Origin of the sequence: Paenibacillus pasadenensis, assembly GCF_002864175.1 — a bacterium.
In the GTDB taxonomy this organism is placed as follows: Bacteria; Bacillota; Bacilli; order Paenibacillales; family Paenibacillaceae; genus Paenibacillus_O; species Paenibacillus_O pasadenensis.
Map to the genome: position 1 here is coordinate 24,730 of NZ_NFEZ01000002.1, position 20,488 is coordinate 45,217.

The following is a 20,488-nucleotide window of genomic DNA, read 5'->3' on the forward strand; positions in this document are numbered from 1 at the left end:
TTTCAATCGTCGCTTCCCTGGGGGAGACGCGCGCGGGACTACCATTTGAATGTGATCGGGCTACCGTTTCAATCTACGCTCCCCAGCGGGGAGCGACGGCAGCGGCGCATGCCATTGACTTCTACCGTCACCTGTTTCAATCCATGCTCCCCAGCGGGGAGTGACAAAGCGCGCTGCCGCAGATCATGACGCTGCAGGATCCGTTTCAATCCACGCTCCCCTGCGGGGAGCGACTTACTTCACGTTGAAAAAAAGAGCCGAGCGGCTGCAGTTTCAATCCACGCTTCCCTGAGGGGAGCGACCAGCGGCGTTTCCTTGTAAGTGTTTGTCGCCGGATCGTTTCAATCCACGCTCCCCAGTGGGGAGCGACTCGACTTTTACGATACCGACCTCCCCCTGCAGCAGTTTCAATCCACGCTCCCCAGTGGGGAGCGACATTCGCGCCGTCTTGTTGATGAGGGAGAGCAGTTGTTTCAATCCACGCTCCCCAGTGGGGAGCGACCGCGGCGAACCTCCGCGAATCCCCCGGGGATTTCATGGGAGCTTGCCATTCGCACCAGCTCCGTCTCATAAAATCAGCGGTCCATCCATGTCATAGGAAGCCTTGGCTCCAACATGCTCCACCTTGCTCTTATACCTATCACCCAGGTTATAAAACCGCAAGCTGTCCGTAGCGGGATCAATCAGCTCCTCCAGAGCATACCGCAGCCGTCGGAATTGCGAAGCATCCACAACGCATTCAAATACGGAGTTCTGAACCCGCTGTCCGTAATCCTGGCATGTCTTCGCCACCTTGGACAGCCGCCTCCGTCCATCGCTCGTCGTAGTGCTCACATCATAGGTTATCAGAACAAGCATCGAGCGCTCTTCTCCTTCCTACTTCCAGAAAAAAGGCGGGTACTCTTCCAGATCGCCGCGAATGGTCCGCGCCAGCAGCATCGCTTGAGCATGCGGCACGAGCCCCCATGGGATGGATTCATTCAAATAAGGATGAACGATCTTCTCTTGCTTCCGCTCCTGCCATTGCTTCAATACGGTCCGTCTGGTGTCGTCATCCATCAGGACGGCTCCATTTTCCTTGCGGGTGAAACCGCCCGCGGTGACGATTTTTTTGTTAATGAGCGTCAAGACGAACCGATCCGCATAAACCGATCGCAGCTCCTCCATCAGATCGAGAGCCAGTGAAGCTCTCCCTGGCCGATCTCGGTGCATGAAGCCGACATACGGGTCAAGACCTGCCGCTTCCAGCGCCGCCCTCATTTCGCTGGCAAGCAAGGAATACGCGAAAGAAAGCAGCGCATTGACATTATCGAGCGGAGGCCGCTTACTGCGGCCATGGAAGAAAAACGCTTCCTTTTGCTGGAGAATCAATTCATCAAAAACGCCGCTATACTGCGCAGCCCCTGAGCCCTCCAGCCCACGCAGCACATCGAGATCCTCGACATGCGGCACAAGGCCGATCAGCTCCGTCAGCGAAGCGCTCACCCGCTTCAAAGCCGTACTGTCCAGTCGCAGCGAATAATCTCGAATCGCCCTTTCCAGCACCCATTTCGTGTTGTACAGCTTGCCGACAATCATATTGCGAGCCATGAGGGCGCTGCGCCGCTCATCGTCGGAAATGCGGTATTGCTCCTTGCGGAGCACGACATTGCCCCTCGCCTCGCCCACGATTCGGGCTAGAAACCGTCCGCTTTTCGTCATAAACGTAAGGTCAACGCCTTTTTCGGCACATGATCCCATGAGCGCCGGACTGACGCCTGCATAACCGAACGTGCATATCCCTTCCAGATTATGCAGCGGATAACGCGCCAGCGTCTTTTCCTCCAAACGTACGACGACGTTCTCCCCGTCCTTGGACAGATAGGTGTCCGGCGTCGTCACATACAGCGTGTTGAGCATCTTCCTCATCGCCCCGCTGCTCCTTCCTCCAGCAGATGCCGATCTATATAATCCGATACGGCTCGTTTCGTCATGAGCTCGGGCATGCAGATCTGCTTGAGCGAGCAGCTTTCACAATGCGGGCCTGTTTTCACTTTGGGCGTGTGCCGCCGCTCGTAGTAGCGATGCATCTCGGCAATGGAGGCTTTTACTCTTTCTCTGTCCGCATCGCTTATGTCAATTTCGACCCGCCTCTTGATCTCGTCGTAGTAAAAGTACCCTGTCGAAATCTCGCAAGCGAGCATTTCCTCCAAACAAATTACTTGAGCGACAAGCTGAGAAAAGTCCGAATCGTTCTTTTTCGGCTTGCCGCGCTTATACTCGATTGGATATGGCTTGTACAAGCCATCCTCACCCGCCAACGGAATCCCTTCGGAATCGCGTACAAACTCAACCACGTCGCAGATGCCGCTCAGTCCCAGCTCTCGGGAATGGACCGGCATCGCCCGCACGACGAGACGCTCGCCGCGCTTCTCGCGAAGCTGCGGCTGATCCGCTACCCGATGCACGTGCTCTCCTTCGATCGTCCGGACATTGTCTGCCCACTGCTGTTCGATATGAATTAATGCCCATTGCCTGCGGCAGAAATTAAAATGCTGAATACCGGAAAGAAGGAGGAAATCCTCCTCCTTAAAGTCCGGCATATTCTTGCACGTCCAGCCCTTCCAGCGGCTCAACTTTAATAACGTAGTCATCGAACTTATTCGGTGCTACAACACCTTCTCTCCACGAAATCTCCAAAGACCGATGCACCTTGGCCGATGAATATTGTCCCAGCTTGGAGCCGTGCTCCCACCAGTAGACGCGGTGCACCTCCATGCTGCCGTCCGGGCGAGCGGAAGACGTATCGTTTTCGAACAAGGAGATCAGCGCTTCCCGAATTTTCAGCGCGTCCTCGTAGGTGAAGCCGGTGCGCTCTGCCAGCTGCACGTTGATGCTTCCCTTTGTCACATAGACGCCAAAGTCCACGCGATGCTTCATGCCCATCGTGTCCGAACCGCGCTTGTCCGGGTCGTTGGAAGTCGTCAGATTGACGCTTTTTGTGATTTGAAGACTCGAAATGTCGATCGGGTCGAGGCTGACGGCCGTATGCAGCGACACCGGTCCCCGAACCCCGATGGATACGGCATCATTGCTGCCCGGGAAAGCAAAAACTTGGCCGAAGCTGCGCACATCGATCCAAGACTCGCAGGCCGCTTTGGCAAACAGCTCCGCATTTTTCTTTTTGCCTTTCATGAACTCCTGCGCATCGGCGTTGGCCTCGACACGGTCCTTGATGCTGCGGAAGGAATCGGTCCGACGGTCATCCGATTGAACGAGAATGGATTCTCCCATGTCCTGCAGCCGGTTGCGGATCTTCCGCTTCAAGCATACATCCGAAATCTCGCCTTTGCCTTCATAGTTTTGGCGAGGGCGGTTTCCGTTGAGCGGGTCCCCGTTCGGATTTGCATTGCGAACGGACAGGACAACGGCAAAGTCGATTTTCTTATTCAACGGTTGCATTTAGATCGTCTCCTTTTAATGGGGGTAAGATGATTAAAGGTCGAAATTAATGATCGCCAGACGCATCAGTCATCCAGATCCGCATCGTCCTCTTCTTTCCCTTCACCATCCAGTTGTTTCCGCTTCTGGTAGAGCTCGTGGCGCTGACTGTAAAAGCCGAGGAGATAAAGCCCGCTCAGGGACTGATCGGAGTAGTCCTTTTCCGGGTCAAGCTGGGCTCCGATCTCGTCAAGAAGCCCATTGAGATAACTGGCCTTCACGCCGAGCTTGGCCTGATAAGGCTGAAGCGCGGATTGGATCACCATCCATGTCCGGCCTGGCTTTTGGGCGAATGCGTTCATGTAGCGGATGGCATTCGTGGCTCTTCTCTCCTCCTTGCTCAGCGCTCTGCGTTCCAGGACATCCGCCACGGCCAGCATCCTTCCGAACAAATAACTGCGGTCCTTCAAATCCTTATTCACGGCCACTTCGAATCCCTCCTTGGAATTGGAATAGCTTCTGTTCACTATTGCGCATGCGATGCCGAGCGTCTTCTCCCACTCCCACGGCTCCATGCCGACCGGATTGGAGGCTCGGGCAATGAGGCTCCTCACGATATCGCTCGGAATTCGGGCTCCGTCCAAGATGCAGGGCAGCATCCGCTCGATCAAGCCTTTCACCACTTTCTCACTGGCTCGCGGACCGTACGCCGCGAAGGCAATATCGCGAGTTGCCGGCGCGCTCATGAAGACTGCCGTCTTTCCGTCTTTGCGGTAATACTGCAGCCAGCAGCAGGATAGGTGCCAGGCTTCAATCCGTTGCAGAAAATGCTCCTTCTCCATATCCCGATAGTAGTTGATGGACATCCTTCCCGGTGTCGCGGCATCCAGCACCATGATGACGACATCGGAATGATCGGCATCTGTGTCATGCCGGTAACCGCTGAGACCGAGGCGCACCCGCTCGGCGAATGCAGCATGGGTGTAGGCAAGCTCTGGCTCGTCTTCCTCTTCATCGTCATCGTCATCGTAAAAGTCCGATGAGTCCGCATACGGGTCCGGCACATCCAAGCTTTTTGTCCCCCAGACGACAAACGTTTTGCCGTCAATGGCAAAGGCTTGGCGGTCGATCAGCCATTTCAAGGCGTTATGGGCTTTTTGAGACACCTCATAACTGACCGCGGCCGCATCCCGGCTGCTGAGGAAGCGCCCCCGATAGGTGAATCCGGAGCTGTCATTGGCCGAGATCAGCTTGGTTTTGTCCCCCGAATTCCGGATGCGGGAAGCATGCTTGTCCGCATAGGGCAGAAGTTTCCCTGTTACATAACAAAGCTCTGTATCCTGCAGCTTGGTGTCATAAAACCGGATGAACGATTGCTGGACTTCCGGCATCCGCCACAGCCGCTGCTCTGCCACTCCAGGCACTTCCACCGCGAACCGCACAAATGCGGCATTCTGGCCGGAAGCGAGCGCCTTGAAAATGTCCGGCCTGTCGACTCCGTGAAGCTCGGCCAATTCAGGCGTCCACTTTTCCGCCAGCTGCCCCTCTGCATCCAGCCAGAGCACCTTCTCTCGCACCAGGTCCGCAATCATCGTTCCTTGCCGGACATAGTTGTAGACACTTTGAATGACCGGTACCGCAAAAGGAGACGAGCACCATTCCTGCAGATGCTTCAAGTAATCCTCATATGGAGTGAACTTTTCATTGGTCGGGGGACAAAACTGCCCGTAATCTCCTGCCACATACATCAGTTTGTCATGCAGCGGGTAGGGAACCGGGGCGCTCGTCCGACTTGCAGAGGCTTCGGTGCATGGGATAATCGTGCTGCCCTCTCCCTTTTCAAGTGGTCTTGCTCGACTAAAGGATCCATCCAGGTTTAGATAGATCTCAATATGCGCGGTTTGGGTCGTATGCGAGACAGGCAGCAGCGTATATTCCCGATCAAAATGATTTTTTTCAAATATTCCGACCGATTTTGAATGATTGTCATACGTTTCGCTCAGTTTCGTCAGCCAGGTCATTGGTCAGCCTCCTTCCTCTCCGAATAATTCCGCGTAGAGATCGTCGGCCGACTCCATGTTCCCCGGTTCAAACCGCTTGATGCTGCCGCTTCCCGTTTTGCGCACCATCGTGCAGTCCTCCGGACGATCAAATTTGATGACCCCGTATTCCATCTTGGCCCGCCATAAGCGGGTCAGCATGTCGGAGCTGCCGGTCTCGTCCGGATAGCTGATGCCATGAACCATCGTGCCGAAGGCGAGCTCGGCGACCTGATCGTAATGCCCTTCCCCCGAGCCGAACTCGCATGCCTCGACATAGCCTTGGCATTCCCTCGTTCCGAGGAAGATGTCTCGCCTGCCGCCTGCTGCAACAGCTCGTTTGGCGATGTTGTGATGCTTATGCTCATTGCGGTCCTGCTCCAGATCGGAGCGATGAGGGTTGAACTCGAAATGAGCTCTCACCTGATAGCGCACGTTGCGCAGATAGGTGTAGTAGGCCAAGGTATTGCCGCCGCTGTACTCGATCGGCTTGATGCCTTTAGATTCGGTCTGGATCGGATTCATGACCCGCACTTCGTCGATGTACCAAATGAGGGTGGGCTTCCAGTAGATCGATTCGGTAATCCCCTTCAAAGCCTGATAGGTCGGAATTTGATAGCTGAACTTCTCTCCGCCGATTTTGGTCAAGGGATCGGTAAATAAGGCATACGCGCCCGTTACTTCATATTCAATTTGATTCCGCAAAAGGAGGGCCTCCTTTCTTATAATGAATCTCCCAAAGGAACATGCATGAAATCTCAGGTTGAACCAATCAGACTCATAATGAGTCGCTTCCTTAACCAACCCCTTGTATTATCTTCTAATAATTATATTATGGAAGATTCTCTTAATGATAGCATCATCATAAGACCTAGTTCAATTTTTGTCAACATATGGATGTCCCCTTTTGGACTCCATCTAACGATGTGTTAAGATTGTGTCGTCGCCTTCCCTTGGAGGCGCGGATTGAAACCATAAGAGCATGATCAGAAGAAGAAACCCGCTCCTAAACGAGCGGGCTATTCTTTTTTCTAGGCAATCATGATATTAAAGCATCCCACAGCCCATTCCCTTCCGGATCAATGCCGTACTCCTCGGAAAAAGCCGTCGGGCTAAGCGCCAGCACCCTGCCCTGCTGCAAGAACTCCAGATGGCTTCCCCGGTCGAGCTGCCTAAGCTCCTGGTCATATAACGTGACCGTATACTTCTGGGCTCTGCGCAGCAGATCTCCGATTTCACTTGGCTGCAAGGAGCCATTCAAATCAAGAATGATATTAACGGCCTCGCTGTCGTAAGGCACGATGACCGACTTGCCTGCGTTGGAGATGACCTCGAAATAATGCTCTACCGAGGCAATGGCATTCCGAGTGCGCAAGGGAGGGCCGATCTGGTTTTTAATCTCAAACTGCTTGATGGCGACTTGGTTCTTATTCAACAATTCAAACAAGCTGATTTCCTGACCCACTCGGTAATCCATTTGTCCCTGAATGCTTTCGATTCGCTTATAGTAATAGTGGAAATACATCTGTATCGCGGGGAGGGATAGACGGTCGTTCTCGAAGCGCTGTGGATCCTTTTTGAATTCGCTCAGCAATCGCTCCGTCTGTTCTGCTGCCATCTTAATTTCCGGCAGGTTGCTTAAATGCTCATCTGCCGCACGAATAATATCGACATATCTTACCTCGTCCTCTCCGTGCCGATTGCATCGTCCCGCCGCCTGAGCAATGGAATCCAAGCCGGCCAGCGACCGAATGACGCCCTGGAAGCTGATGTCCACCCCTGCCTCGATAAGCTGGGTGCTGATGCAAATGACGCGATTGGCCGGGTTCTCCAACTGCTCCTTGATTTCCTCCAGCTTCGCTTTGCGATGCTCGGGGCACATAATCGTACTGAGATGGTAGAGTCGAACTCCCTCCAATTGCGTCCACGACTCATTTTTCAATTGCTGAAAAAGCTTGCGTACCGCAGCCTTCGTGTTCAGGACGACGAGCAACTGATTGATCTCCTTCATCCGGCCCTGGACAAAATCAGCCAGCTGCTCCGTATTCAAAGCCCCTCTGCCCGTTTCGTCTCTTAGCTCGACACGCTTGAAAGCGGTCATGACATCCGGAAGATCCCGAATCATCTCCGGATCGAGAGACAGGTGGATATTCCGCTTCACATACTGCAGTGCCGGCTGCGTTGCCGTACAGAGGACCAGCGTCGACCCGCAGATTTCGTGCAAAAAATTAACGGAAGCATTGAACAAGGAGATGCAGCGGGAAGGAACGGCTTGGACTTCGTCAAAAATAACGACCGAGTTGGCGAGCTGATGCAGCCGCCTTACATGGCGGGAGCCCTTGGCGTAGAAGGTATTGAGGAATTGCACCATCGTGGTAAAGATGACAGGGCGATCCCAGGTGTCTTGAGCGAGGCTAAGCTTTTCCTTCTGCAGGACAAAGCTTTCGTCGCATTCCTTGTCATCGATTTTATCGGATTGTAAAGACCGCAAAGCCTTTTTCAAATCCCGATCATCCGCGACGTTGGAATGATGCTCCAGAACAAGATCAGGATCAGACACAAGCTCGCGCACGACCTTCACGTTTTGTTCAATGATCGTTGTGAAAGGCACGATATAAATGATGCGTTCTTTTCCGGTCTCGAGAGCATGACGGAGCGCGTAACGAAAGCTTGCCAGCGTCTTGCCGCCGCCTGTCGGGATAGACAGCGTATAGACTCCGGATGGCCGCTCGACCGCAAAAGCGTCGCATTGGTTCGACATTTCTCGTCGCAACCGATTCAATGGCGATTGCGATTGTTCCGATTTGCCCAGCTCATTGAGCTTGGCCGACAGCTTCTCATAGGTTTCACGGAAAAAAGCCTGATGATCAAAAGGCTCTCTTTCCGACTCGTTCTCGTCGAATTGACGGGTTTTGGTCCGATCGGCGTCAATCAGGCAACTGAACAAATATTTTATCGCGAGGGAATGAGTCACGCGCTTTTCACTGGACTTGAGCTTGAGCTTGCTTAATCGCAGCATAAGATCATTCAATTCTTCTCTCGCCTTAGCGAAATAGGAATGGAGTTCCTGCTCGCTTATCGTATGAGCTAAAAATTCCTCGACGGTTCGTTCATACTCCGGTAATTTCTCTAGCGGAGTCGACATCCGCTCCAGAAAAGGAGATTTTCCATCGGGACTCAAGTAATCCTTCAACCCGCCATGGTGAGATACGATGCAATTGGCGATCCATTCCGCGACAAACTGATCCAATGGTTCAGAAGATTCACGGTGGAATTGCTCGTAAAGCCACTTCCCGCCTGCTGTCGAATGGACGACCGAGCCCCTTCGAGGCGGCGAATCAGGATTTGCCACTGCCTCTTCCAGATAGGTTCTGAATTCGGTCGTGTATTTCCCCATGTCATGCAGCAGTCCTGATAAACCGGCGAGATGCTTCATTCCAATTTTTTCGCCTAGCTTTTCGGCGTAAAGCCTGACGGCCATGAGATGGTCGTGCACGCTCTCGCGGCGGCCGTCCGACTTCCGAATATGGGCGATGTACTCGGGAATAGGACTATTTTCTTGATCTCTCATTACCGCACCTCCTTAAAGGACTTTAGACCCAATACTAATAACCTATTCTAGTCGTATACTTCAACATAATCACACACAATCCTCCTTTTATCTTTTATTTTCCCAATTTTTCTTTATCCCTCCCCTATAGGGCATTTATTGAAATATGATCTTGCAGAAAAAGCTTGGCTCGATCGGAATCATTGCTTATGATGAGGACAAGAGCGGGAGTGCGAATGCCAAGCTCCCATGGAATCCCTGGGGGATTCGCACCTCGAAAATTGTCGAAATGAATGCCATTTCACCTTAATTAATGATTGTCAAGATCTTTCCTATGTCTAATCAGTATAGGAACTGGCTAGTTTATACCCCAAGGGGTATGGAAGCGTTATTTTTTGCTGTCGCTCCCCGCTGGGGAGCGTGGATTGAAACGGACGGGGTGAGCGGGTACTATGTGTACCGGAACGGTCGCTCCCCGCTGGGGAGCGTGGATTGAAACCAGGCGTGCGCCCGATAAAACCATGGAGGCCAAGGTCGCTCCCCGCTGGGGAGCGTGGATTGAAACTTGGATAATTACCTCCTGAAAATAGAGTTATATGCGTCGCTCCCCGCTGGGGAGCGTGGATTGAAACGCCATCAAAACCATAGACATTATAGATCATGGCCGTCGCTCCCCGCTGGGGAGCGTGGATTGAAACAGCGTATCGAGGAAGTCGTCCGAGAAGTCCGCCCCGTCGCTCCCCGCTGGGGAGCGTGGATTGAAACCGCGAAGCGAACGGCCTGGACAGCGTCCTGACGCTGTCGCTCCCCGCTGGGGAGCGTGGATTGAAACTTGCCGAAAGTGATTTCAGAGTAGCACGCCGACGCGTCGCTCCCCGCTGGGGAGCGTGGATTGAAACTCGATCAGGTTGATCGCCCTCTCGACCTGTCCCTGTCGCTCCCCGCTGGGGAGCGTGGATTGAAACTGACTTTGCAGCTGCATTTGCCGCTCGTGCTGTTGTCGCTCCCCGCTGGGGAGCGTGGATTGAAACATCCATGTCGTTTTGTCCATGAGAGCCAGAAGCTGTCGCTCCCCGCTGGGGAGCGTGGATTGAAACCAGACCTCGTACAGCGCAAGCAGCCCGGTAACGATCGTCGCTCCCCGCTGGGGAGCGTGGATTGAACCATTTGGCTTGATCCGTCGACGGGCGTGGCGCCGGTCGCTCCCCGCTGGGGGGAGCGTGGATTGAAACTATTATTTGACTTTTATTTTAACTCTAGGATTTTTGTCGCTCCCCGCTGGGGAGCGTGGATTGAAACAGACCCCCTTTACGTTTGGGTGTGCACATGAGCCGTCGCTCCCCGCTGGGGAGCGTGGATTGAAACCGTCCACGTCAGCCGGATGCTCATGGCGTCATCCGTCGCTCCCCGCTGGGGAGCGTGGATTGAAACTGCGCGGTGCTCTCCCACTGCATGGCCTCGTAGTGGTCGCTCCCCGCTGGGGAGGGGGGATTGAAACTACTCAAGGAGGATACCCATGAAAAAGACTGACATCCGTCGCTCCCCACTGGGAAGCGTGTGAATTGAAACAAAGCTCACTTGAAATTCCAAAGTTCCAAAATTCCAAAATAAATACGCTCCCCAGCGGGGAGCGTAAACCGAAACAACCAATATGACAACGCGAAGAAGCAGACTACGCAGGTCTCGCCTGGGGGCATCGGTTAACACAGAACTCCGCTGATGCCGGTCGCCGAACCACGGGCCTCTTCCCCCGTCACTCCCCGCCTTGGCTCTCATACTTGCTCCGCAGCCGCCGGACCGCGTCCATCAGCTCGCGCCCCGCGAGCTTCTCCGCCTGTCCGTACAGCGGCTCCCACAAGTCCATCCACTCGCGTCGCTCCGCCTCTCCCAGGTCGATGATGCTCATCAGGCGGCCGCTCCTCATTTCCGCCAGCTCCTTGCGGCTCATTTCCCGCGCACTCTCGTTGGCCCACCCGGTCGTCTCCCGCATCGCCTCTTGGATGATGCCCTGCACATCCGACGGCAGGCTTTCCCAGAACGAGAGGTTCATCACCACGGCGTACCCGAGGTACGCATGATTGCTGACCGTCATATAGTTTTGCACCTGATAGAACTTCTTGCTGTAAATATTCGTGATCGTGTTCTCCCCGCCGTCGACCGTCCCGCTTTCGAAAGCCTTGTACACGCTGTTGAACGGAATATCCGCCGTAACCGCTCCCAAAGACCGGAACTGCGCGTCGATGATCGGGCTAGGAAGGATGCGGAATTTCAGGCCGCGGAAATCCTGCGGATGCTCCAGAGGCCGGTCGCTCGCGGTCATCTGCTTGAATCCGTTGCCCCAGAAGGCGAGTCCGATCATCCCTCGGCTCTCCAGCCGCTTGAACAGCATCGAGCCGACTTCGCCGCCGAACGCCTCCTCCACCGCCTTTTCCGTGGGGAAGGCGAAGGGCAGGTCCATGACGCTCCACTCCGGCATGCGGGTCGACAGGTTGGAGAAGGCCGGAGCGATCATCTGCACATCCCCGCGCGCCAGCGCGGCCTGCTCGTCCGGCTCCGTGTACAGCGTTCCGTTCGGAAACAGCTGCACCTGCACCTTGCCTCCGGACTTCTCCTCCACCAGGTCCGCGAACCGCTGCGCGGCGAGCCCCTTCGGCGTGTTCTCCGCGACGACATAGCTGAACTTGATGACATGCCTGCCGCTGAAGCCCGTCTGTTCGTCGTCCACCGGCAGCGGGCCGGGCAGCTTGTATCCCCCAAGCCAGAAGACCGTCAGCACGGCGGCAGCAGCCAGCAGCAGCCCTCCGCCCCATAGCTTGAATCGCCATTTCCCCATTCCGACACGAGCCCCCCGTCCTAGCCTGTTTGGACATCATCTTACCCTATCCGCCCTCTTTTGCAGAAGCCCTTGGCCGAATTCCCCTCCGGTTTGCATGCTTCAAGCTCTGGTGTATGATGAGGAAAAAGAGGCGCCGCTCTTATTCCAACGCAAGGAGACAGGCCCGACCATGCTGAAGCAGCTTAAAATCAATTGGAAAATCGCCCTGCTCTCCTTTGGCGTCGTGCTGTTCGCGCTTGCTGCCGGCGGCGGCGTCGCAGTCGGCAGCATTCTCCACCTGCAGGAGAAGGAGCTCGGCAGGCGGCTGCTCGTCACCGCCAAGACGGCGGCCAGCCTTCCGGTAATCGTCGCCGGCCTGGAGGATGCGGCCCTGCAGCCCAAGCTGCGGGAGGCCGCCGAAAAAATCGGCATCATCCATGACGCCACCTATGTGGTCGTCTTGGACATGCAGCATAAGCGGCTGTCGCATCCGGTTCCGGACCGGGTGGGCACCTTTTCCAGAGGAACCGACGAAGGACCGGCATTCGCCGAGCACAGCTATGTCTCCAAGGCAAAGGGCGAGCTCGGCACCGCGCTGCGCGCCTTCGTCCCGGTCATGGACAGCATGCATGTGCAGATCGGCACGGTTCTGGTCGGCCGGGTCCTCCCCTCGCCGAGGGAGGTCATCCTGCCCTTCGCCGGGCAAATCTCCACTGTCCTGCTGCTGTCGCTGCTCGTCGGCCTGGCCGGCTCATGGGCGCTCGCGAGGCAAATCAAAAAAGAGATGTTCGATATGGAGCCGCTGGAAATCGCGCGGCTGCTGATGGAGCGGGATGCGACGTTCCACGCGATGCATGAAGGCGTCATCGCCATCCATAACGACGAGCGGATTGCCGTGTTCAACGAACGGGCCCGACAGATTTTCCATATCGGAGGCGACGTGGTCGGACGGCCGATCCGCGACGTTCTCCCCGATACCCGGCTGCCCGAGATTCTAGAGCTGGATGCTCCGGTCTACCAGCAGGAAATCTTCATCGGCGGCCAGCATATCGTCAGCAACCGCGTGCCGATCCGCGTGCAGGGGCATACCGTCGGTGCCGTCGCCATCTTCCAGGACCGGACCGAGGTCGCCCGGATGGCGGAGGAGCTGACCGGGGTCAAAGCGCTCGTAGAAACGGTAAGGGTCCAAAACCATGAATATATGAACCGCCTGCACACGATCGGCGGGCTGATCCAGCTTGGACAAGGCGAAAAAGCTCTTGATTACCTGTTCCGCATGTCGGACGAACGCGAGCAGCTGAACCGGTTTCTCGGCACCCGTTTTTTCCATGACAGCCTGACGGGCTTGCTGCTCGGCAAGATCAGCCGGGGCCGTGAGCTCGGCATCGACGTGAGGATCGATCCGCACAGCCGGCTGCAGCGGTTTCCCAAGCATCTCGACCATCATGACTTCGTCGTCCTGCTCGGCAACCTGATCGAAAACGCCTTCGATTCGCTGGCGTCCGCTCCGGAGCCCCGGCGGGTGCTCGTCAGCCTCGAGCAAGACGACGAGCAGCTCTCGATGCTGGTGGAGGACAACGGCTGCGGCATGGACGAGCTCGTCCGCCAGCGCATGTTCGAGCGCGGCTTCAGCACCAAGCCCGGAGACGGAAGGGGCATCGGCATGTTCCTCATCGCCGGCATCGCGGAGAAAGGCGGCGGAACGATCCGGGTCGAATCCGCGCCTGGCGCCGGCGCGTCCATCACGCTGAGCTTTCCGATGACAGAGGAGAGTCGGCCGAAGAAAGGAAGAAGCGAGCATGAAGAGGATTAAGGTCGTCCTGATCGAAGACGATCCCATGGTGCGCGAGGTGAACCGGCAGTTCGTGGAATCGGTAGAGGGCTTCCATGTCACCGGCACCGCATCCAGCGGACGGGAAGGCATGGAGCTGATCCGCCAGATGAACCCGGACCTCGTCATTCTCGATATTTACATGCCGGGCCTCGACGGAATCCAGACGCTCCGGCAGCTGCGCAGCGAAGGCCATGCCGCCGGCGTCATCGTCATCAGCGCCGCCAACGACCGGGACACGATCCGCTCGATGGTGCAAGGCGGCGCGGATGACTACATCATGAAGCCGTTCAAGGCGGAGCGCGTGCGGGAAGCCCTGCTGCGCTGGCGCCAGCGCAGCAGGCAGCTCGCCGACGGCGGCCAGCTGGATCAGGGCGAGCTGGACCGCTTCCTGCACGGTCCCCTCTCCGCGTCAGCCTCCGCGCCTGCCTCCGACAACGGAGGCAGTCTGCCGAAGGGATTGCAGGCCGCTACGCTGGAGCATATCCTGCGTTATCTCGCGCTGCAGGAGGAAGCCGTATCGGCTGAGAGCGTCGCCGAGAATGTCGGCATCGCCCGCGTTACCGCCAGACGGTATTTGGAGCATCTGGCCAAGAGCGGCCAGCTCCGCCTTCAGCTGCAATACGGCCTCGGCAGGCCGGTCAACCTTTATTCTCTGGACAAAAGCTGAGCTACATGCCTCATCGAGAACCGCAGCCGCCCCGGCTGCGGTTTTTTGCTTTCCGGCAGAGCGATCGGCTCCCCTCGGACGACCTGCTCCCCCATGACCATAAAGACCAAAACAACCATTATGACCGCATGCTAGCGCTTTCAATTGAAAGCGATATCATGGAAGACAGACCCGCCCCCCCTAAACCTTACCCTTATCTTATATCCATGAAAAGGATGTGCCGTCCTATGTCCATCCCCGCAGGAGCTTCCACGCCGATCATACTCCGGCTGGAGCTCAGCCGCTCCACCGCTTCGTTCGCCCAGATCGCTACCGTCATCGGCGATACCGGGGGCGATATCGTCGCAATCGACGTCACCCGGTCGGACGCCGCCTCCACTGTGCGCGACCTGACCGTCAACGTGTACGAACGGAGTCATGCCGACCGGATCGCAGCGGCCGTCGGCCGGCTGCCGGGCGTCCGCGTGCTGCAGGTATCCGACCAGACGTTCCTCCTCCATATCGGAGGCAAGATCGAGACGACGCCCAAGACGCCGATCAAAAATCGGGACGATCTGTCCCGCGTCTATACGCCCGGAGTGGCAAGAGTGTGCATGGCCATTCATGAAAAGCCGTCGCGAGCCCATACGCTGACCATCAAGCGCAACACGATCGCCGTCGTCTCCGACGGCTCGGCCGTGCTTGGCCTCGGCAATATCGGACCGCAGGCCGCGATGCCGGTCATGGAAGGCAAGGCCGTCCTGTTCAAGCAGTTCGCCGGGGTGGATGCGTTCCCGATCTGCCTGAACACGCAGGACACCGAAGAAATTATCGCAATCGTCAAAGCGCTGTCCCCGACCTTCGGCGGCATCAATCTGGAGGACATCTCCGCTCCGCGCTGCTTCGAGATCGAACGGCGGCTGGCGGAGGAGCTCGATATTCCCGTCTTCCACGACGACCAGCACGGCACCGCCGTCGTGCTGCTGGCCGGCTTGCTCAATGCCGTCAAGCTTACCGGCAAGACGCTGGAGTCGTGCAAGATCGTCGTATGCGGCATCGGCGCCGCCGGCACGGCCTGCTCCAAGATGCTCATGGCCGCAGGCGTGACCAACATCATCGGCGTAGATCGCGAGGGCGCCCTCGTCCCCGGCAAGAGCTACGCCAACGAATTCTGGCAGTGGTATGCCGACAACTCCAATCCTTTCCGGCTCGAGGGCAGCCTCTCCGACGTAATCGAGGACGCGGACATCTTCATCGGCGTCTCCGGTCCCGGCGTGCTGAAGGCCGAGGATTTGAAAAAAATGGCCGTCGACCCGATCGTCTTCGCGATGGCGAACCCGACTCCTGAAATTCTGCCGGAGGAAGCCGCGCCTTACGTCCGCGTCATGGCGACAGGCCGCTCCGACTATCCGAACCAGATCAACAACGTGCTCTGCTTCCCGGGCATCTTCCGCGGCATCCTCGACTGCCGCGCCTCCCGCGTCACGGAGGAGATGAAGCTCGCTGCCGCCAAAGCGATCGCTTCCGTCGTGACGGACGAGGAGCTGAACGAGCAGTATATCATTCCGAGCGTGTTCAACCACCTGGTCGTGGAGAGGGTGCGCGAGGCGGTCATCGAAGCGGCGTACGCCTCCGGCGTCGCCCGCAAGGAAACTCCCTCCAAGCCGAGGGCTTCGTCTCCGACTCCGATCTAAGGACCGCCATCAAGCCTGACCATCGACCAGACCAGAAAGAGGGATTCCGATGAAAATCAACTTCAGAAACCTGACGGTCCAGGTGCTGACCGCCATCGTGATCGGCATCGCCATCGGGTATTTCTTCCCGAGCTTCGGGGCTTCGCTCAAGGTGCTCGCCGACGTCTTCATCAAGCTGATCAAAATGGTCATCACTCCGATCGTGTTCTTCACGATCGTCATCGGCTTCGCCGGCATGGGCAGCATGAAAAAGATCGGCCGCATCGGCGGCAAAGCGCTGCTTTACTTCGAGCTCGTCACCACCTTCGCCATGGCGATCGGCATCGCTGTCGCCTTCCTGATCCGTCCCGGCGACGGCATCGACACCTCCGGCGTCGACAGCAAGTCCGATGCGGTAGCCGGCTACGCGCAGCAGGCTTCCGAAACCTCGCATGGCTTCAAAGACTTCCTGCTCGGCATCATTCCCGACAACGCGATCGCTGCCATGGCGAGCGGACAGATGCTGCCGGTGCTGTTCTTTTCCGTCCTGTTCGGCCTCGCGCTTTCCATGATCGGCGAGAAAGGCCGTCCGGTGACCGAGTTTTTTGAGAAGCTGAACGAGATCTTCTTCAAAATCGTCGGCATCATCATGAGATTCTCTCCGTATGCGGCAGGCGGAGCGATGGCCTATACGATCGGCAAATTCGGTCTCGGCTCCCTGCTGTCGCTGGGGAAAATGATGGTCGCGACGTACATGACCATGTTCCTGTTCATCATCGTCATACTCGGCCTGATCGCCCGCTACTACAAGTTCAGCATCTTCGGCCTGATCCGCCACATCAAGGAGGAGATCCTGCTCGTGCTCGGCACCTCCTCCTCCGAGTCCGCGCTGCCTCGCCTGATGAACAAGATGGAGACCTACGGCTGCTCCAAGCCCGTCGTCGGGCTCGTCGTTCCTACCGGCTACTCCTTCAATCTGGACGGCACCAGCATCTACCTCTCGATGGCGGCGCTGTTCATCGCCCAGGCTTATGGCATCGAGCTGACGCTCCTCCAGATTCTGACCTTCCTCGGCGTGCTCATGCTCACTTCCAAAGGAGCGGCAGGCGTGACCGGCTCCGGCTTCATCACGCTTGCGGCTACGCTGGCCGCTCTGCCCGGCCATCCGATTCCGCTCGAGGGCATCGCGCTGCTTATCGGCGTCGACCGCTTCATGTCGGAGGCCCGCGCCATCACGAACCTGATCGGCAACTCGGTGGCGACCGTCGTCATCGCCAAGAGCGAAAATCAGTTCCAGTCCTCCAAGGAGCCTGGCCTGGCTACAGGAACTGCTCCCGGCCATTCCGCTTCTGTCGAAGCTTGAGCCGGGCGGGACCGGAATCGTTTGCCGGCACGTCATGCCGCTCCTGCGTATCCCGCCGTCTAACCCGCCAGCTCCGCCTGCACCTGCACCCGCCGCTCCGCGCGCTGCTCGGGCGTCAGCATCGGGCAGGTGTAGCACTTCTGGCCGCCCTCGCGCTGGTCGTACAGGCAGCAGGACGACTGCATCATGAGCTTGTCGCCGCCGGTCGGGTACGGATTGTCGCAATACCGCGCCTTATGGACGAACGGGTTGCGCCTCGTGCCGAACGCCTCCGCCGGGATGCCCTCGGCGAGCACGCGGAAGGCAAGCGCCATGCGCTCCCGCACCGGCTCGGGCAGCGGCATCGTGCCGGCGAACTCCTTCATGTACTCGCTCATGGCGCCGTACTGCTGCCAGATCGCCGCGGCCTTCAACCCCGACGCCTCCGCCACGGCCTCGACCGCCGGCCTGACGAACGACCGCACATAGTCCGTCCACGCCGCCGCCAGCAGCTCCTCCGCCCGTTCGGCCGGAACCGGCTGAGGCAGCAGCTCCTTGATGCGGAAGCCGAGATGCGCATGATCGTCATGCGCCTCGACCTGGAACGCCAGCCGCTCCGGCGACAGGTCGAGGATCGACTCGTACATCGCATACAGATAAGCCTGCGTCAGCAGCAGCTTGCCGATCGTCGTCCCGACGAACGAAGCGGGCAGCGCCCGGCTCGTCGCCTGCACGGTCGCGCCTCCGAGATCCAGCGCCCCGCCGAGCGACTCCGCGTCGAAGAAGCGGTCCGCGTCCATCTCGAACAGAGGCTCGTCCGCCCCCTCCGGGGAGATATGGTAATACATCTTGATGATGCCGAAATCGAAGCTTGCCGCCTCTTGCGCCACGCCGATCACCTCGTCCACATAATGCCTTTCCTTCCTTCAGCTTACCACAACGGCTTCAGCCAAAAAAACAGAGCCTTTCCGGTCGGGGACCGAAAAGGCTCTTCTTCATCTCCTTGCAGGCGATCAGCTCTCGCTCTGCAGCTTGCCTGCCGCCGCGCCGGCGCTCTCGCCTTCGGCCGGAGCCGGAGCGGTCTGGTTCGTCGTGCGCAGCGGAATCTCCCGCAGGAAGAACACGAGCACGAGCGAGACGCAGAGCACGAGCGTGCCGACGAGGAAGACGAGCGCCAGCGTGTCGCCGAGCGCGCCGCGGAACTGCTCGATCAGCTGCAGGAACAGCGTCCGCGCCTGCTCCGGCAGGCCGGCTGCCGTCTCGTCGATGAGCGGCTTGTTCATGAGCAAGTTCGGGTTGGCGAACCCGGTCAGCTGCTGCGCGACGGTCGGATCGAGCTGGCTCAGGTCCGGCATGTTCGGCGAGGTCAGCGTATCCTTGAGGTTTTTGGTCAGCGTATTGGACATGACCGTGCCCATGACGGCGATGCCGATCGTGCCGCCCAGGTTGCGGAACAGCTGCGAGGACGCCGTGACGACGCCGAGCTCGGTATGCGCCACTGCGTTCTGGGTGGCCAGCGAGAATACCGGCATGCCCATGCCGATGCCGATGCCGAAGATGCACATGCTCAGCACGGCCATGCCGACGCTGTTCATGAGGACCATGATGCCCATGCCGAGAATCATGATCGGCACGCCGATCAGAGCGTAGCGCTTGTACTTGCCGCTTTTGGAGATGCGCTGTCCGATGAGCGCGCTCGTCACGACCATGAAGATCGACATCGGCATCGTGACGTACCCGGAGTACGTGGCGGAGATGCCAAGCACGCCCTGGACGAAGAACGTCAGGTAGATAAGCGCGCCCATCATGCCGAAGTTCATCAGGAAGCCGATGAGGTTCGAGACGGTGACGATGCCGTTCTTGAACAGATGCAGCGGCAGGATCGGGCTCTTGGCGTAGCGCTCGACCATCACGAAGATGAAGCCGGACACCAGCGCGGCTGCGAACAGTCCCAGAATCTCAGGCGAGCCCCACGCATGATTCGGGCCGGCCAGGGAGAATCCGAGCAGCAGCGGCACGATCGTCGTCGTCAGGAACAACGAGCCGAGAAGATCGATCTTCTCCCCTTTGACGCGCTCGATTTTCGGGAAGAGCACCCAGATCATCGCGAACGCGACGACGCCGAGCGGCAGGAAGATCCAGAACAGCCAGTGCCAGTCGAGATGGTCGACGAGATAGCCGCCGAGCGTCGGGCCGAGCACGCTCGAGAAGCCGAAGACGGCGGTCATGAGGCCCATCCACTTGGAGCGCTCGCGCGGAGAGAACAAGTCTCCGACCGCCATGAACGCCGTCGACTGGATGATGCCGGCGCCGATGCCCTGGATGCCGCGGTACGTGATGAACTGATAGACGTCGCTGGACGTGCCCGTCAGGAACGCCCCGATGATGAACAGCAGGATGCCCGCCAGGATGAACGGCTTGCGTCCGAACATGTCGGACAGCTTGCCGACGAGAATCGTGGCGATCGTCGAGGTCAGCAGGTAGATGTTGATCGTCCAGGTGTAGTACTCCATGCCGTCCAGAATCGCGATGATGCGCGGCATCGCCGTGCTCGTGATCGTCTGGTTGATGGCCGCGAAGAACATGGCCGCCATGACGGCGATCATGATCGACAGCTTTCGTTTATGCGTTAAATGTTCCATGATGTCTCTCGTTCTCCTCGTTTCTTTTCTTTGTCCGCCATTCGGCCGCGCCTTGGCGCCGCCTCAAGCTTCCGCCGCGCTCTGGCCCTCCGCCGGCACGTCCTCGGCCAGCTTCTCCATCAGGCCGGAGAGCGTGCGCTGCTCCTCCACGGTCAGCTTGACGAGCCTCCGCTCGATCAGCTTTTCCCTCAGCTGCTGAAACTTCTCCAGCGCCTTCCTGCCCTCGTCCGTGATCTCCACAAAAACAGCTCTCCGATCTACGGTGTCCGGTTTTCGCCTTACCCATCCGCCCGACTCCAGCCGATCCATCATGACGGTGACGGCGCTCGGCTTGACCTCCAGCTTGTCGGCGATCAGCGCCAGCTTGCACGGTCCCTTGACCTTGACCAGATGCAGCGCGAACAGCTGCGTCCGCGTCATGCCGCATTCCTTGAGCAGCTCCGGCATGGACATCTCCATCGTCTGGATGAAGGCTTGCACGGCGGCGTGAAATCGCTTGGCCTCCTCTTTCACTCGCGCGCCTCCTT

15 protein-coding genes and 2 CRISPR repeat arrays are annotated in these 20,488 nt (G+C 57.9%); of the genes, 4 read left to right on the top strand and 11 right to left on the bottom strand.

Annotated features, from left to right (window positions below; genetic code table 11):
• The first annotated feature begins 65 nt into the window (after nucleotides 1-65).
• Nucleotides 66-502: a CRISPR direct-repeat array (repeat unit 32 nt; unit sequence GTTTCAATCCACGCTCCCCAGTGGGGAGCGAC).
• A 65-nt stretch (nucleotides 503-567) separates the two neighbouring features.
• The 8 genes from cas2 to B8V81_RS03315 form a co-directional block, all read right to left on the bottom strand.
• Complete coding sequence (gene cas2 / locus B8V81_RS03280) at nucleotides 568-858, bottom strand: CRISPR-associated endonuclease Cas2 (RefSeq protein ID WP_028598644.1); 291 nt, start codon at nucleotides 856-858, stop codon at nucleotides 568-570.
• A gap of 18 nt (nucleotides 859-876) precedes the next feature.
• On the bottom strand, nucleotides 877-1,908 hold the full coding sequence (gene cas1c / locus B8V81_RS03285) for a type I-C CRISPR-associated endonuclease Cas1c (protein ID WP_028598643.1): 1,032 nt from the start codon (nucleotides 1,906-1,908) through the stop codon (nucleotides 877-879).
• On the bottom strand, nucleotides 1,905-2,582 hold the full coding sequence (gene cas4 / locus B8V81_RS03290; RefSeq protein ID WP_028598642.1) for a CRISPR-associated protein Cas4: 678 nt from the start codon (nucleotides 2,580-2,582) through the stop codon (nucleotides 1,905-1,907). Before cas4 ends, cas1c begins: the two co-directional genes overlap by 4 nt.
• Nucleotides 2,569-3,441 (bottom strand): type I-C CRISPR-associated protein Cas7/Csd2, encoded by an 873-nt coding sequence (cas7c, locus tag B8V81_RS03295; RefSeq protein WP_028598641.1) that lies wholly within the window; start codon nucleotides 3,439-3,441, stop codon nucleotides 2,569-2,571. Before cas7c ends, cas4 begins: the two co-directional genes overlap by 14 nt.
• 65 nt (nucleotides 3,442-3,506) lie before the next feature.
• A complete protein-coding gene (cas8c, locus tag B8V81_RS03300; RefSeq protein ID WP_028598640.1) occupies nucleotides 3,507-5,441 on the bottom strand; it encodes a type I-C CRISPR-associated protein Cas8c/Csd1 in 1,935 nt (644 codons plus the stop codon).
• Between the two features lie 3 nt (nucleotides 5,442-5,444).
• Nucleotides 5,445-6,164, bottom strand: coding sequence for a type I-C CRISPR-associated protein Cas5c (cas5c, locus tag B8V81_RS03305; protein ID WP_028598639.1), 720 nt, complete (start codon nucleotides 6,162-6,164; stop codon nucleotides 5,445-5,447).
• Nucleotides 6,165-6,498: 334 nt separating this feature from the next.
• On the bottom strand, nucleotides 6,499-9,030 hold the full coding sequence (locus B8V81_RS03310; RefSeq protein ID WP_028598638.1) for a CRISPR-associated helicase/endonuclease Cas3: 2,532 nt from the start codon (nucleotides 9,028-9,030) through the stop codon (nucleotides 6,499-6,501).
• 379 nt (nucleotides 9,031-9,409) lie between these two features.
• Nucleotides 9,410-10,175: a CRISPR direct-repeat array (repeat unit 32 nt; unit sequence GTCGCTCCCCGCTGGGGAGCGTGGATTGAAAC).
• A gap of 587 nt (nucleotides 10,176-10,762) precedes the next feature.
• On the bottom strand, nucleotides 10,763-11,842 hold the full coding sequence (locus B8V81_RS03315; protein WP_101807711.1) for a DctP family TRAP transporter solute-binding subunit: 1,080 nt from the start codon (nucleotides 11,840-11,842) through the stop codon (nucleotides 10,763-10,765).
• Nucleotides 11,843-12,014: 172 nt separating this feature from the next.
• Here B8V81_RS03315 and B8V81_RS03320 point away from each other — a divergent pair, with 172 nt between their 5' ends.
• The 4 genes from B8V81_RS03320 to B8V81_RS03335 all read left to right on the top strand — a co-directional run bounded on the left by B8V81_RS03320 (nucleotide 12,015) and on the right by B8V81_RS03335 (nucleotide 17,340).
• Nucleotides 12,015-13,637 carry an ATP-binding protein gene (locus B8V81_RS03320; protein WP_043111209.1) on the top strand — a complete coding sequence of 541 codons (1,623 nt, stop codon included), beginning with the start codon at nucleotides 12,015-12,017 and terminating at the stop codon, nucleotides 13,635-13,637.
• Complete coding sequence (locus B8V81_RS03325) at nucleotides 13,624-14,325, top strand: response regulator (RefSeq protein WP_028598635.1); 702 nt, start codon at nucleotides 13,624-13,626, stop codon at nucleotides 14,323-14,325. The genes B8V81_RS03320 and B8V81_RS03325 overlap by 14 nt, the downstream gene beginning before the upstream one ends.
• Nucleotides 14,326-14,552: 227 nt before the next feature.
• Nucleotides 14,553-15,998, top strand: a complete 1,446-nt coding sequence (locus tag B8V81_RS03330; protein ID WP_028598634.1) for an NAD-dependent malic enzyme — start codon at nucleotides 14,553-14,555, stop codon at nucleotides 15,996-15,998.
• A 49-nt stretch (nucleotides 15,999-16,047) separates the two neighbouring features.
• The gene (locus tag B8V81_RS03335; protein WP_101807712.1) at nucleotides 16,048-17,340 is read left to right on the top strand and encodes a dicarboxylate/amino acid:cation symporter; all 1,293 of its coding nucleotides are present in this window, start codon (nucleotides 16,048-16,050) and stop codon (nucleotides 17,338-17,340) included.
• A gap of 59 nt (nucleotides 17,341-17,399) precedes the next feature.
• Here B8V81_RS03335 and B8V81_RS03340 read toward each other — a convergent pair whose 3' ends face one another.
• The 3 genes from B8V81_RS03340 to B8V81_RS03350 form a co-directional block, all read right to left on the bottom strand.
• Nucleotides 17,400-18,227 carry a (2Fe-2S)-binding protein gene (locus B8V81_RS03340; protein WP_101807713.1) on the bottom strand — a complete coding sequence of 276 codons (828 nt, stop codon included), beginning with the start codon at nucleotides 18,225-18,227 and terminating at the stop codon, nucleotides 17,400-17,402.
• 105 nt (nucleotides 18,228-18,332) lie between these two features.
• Nucleotides 18,333-19,961, bottom strand: a complete 1,629-nt coding sequence (locus B8V81_RS03345; protein ID WP_028598631.1) for an MFS transporter — start codon at nucleotides 19,959-19,961, stop codon at nucleotides 18,333-18,335.
• Nucleotides 19,962-20,024: 63 nt separating this feature from the next.
• On the bottom strand, nucleotides 20,025-20,474 hold the full coding sequence (locus B8V81_RS03350) for a MarR family winged helix-turn-helix transcriptional regulator (RefSeq protein WP_052333153.1): 450 nt from the start codon (nucleotides 20,472-20,474) through the stop codon (nucleotides 20,025-20,027).
• Between the last annotated feature and the right edge of the window lie 14 nt (nucleotides 20,475-20,488).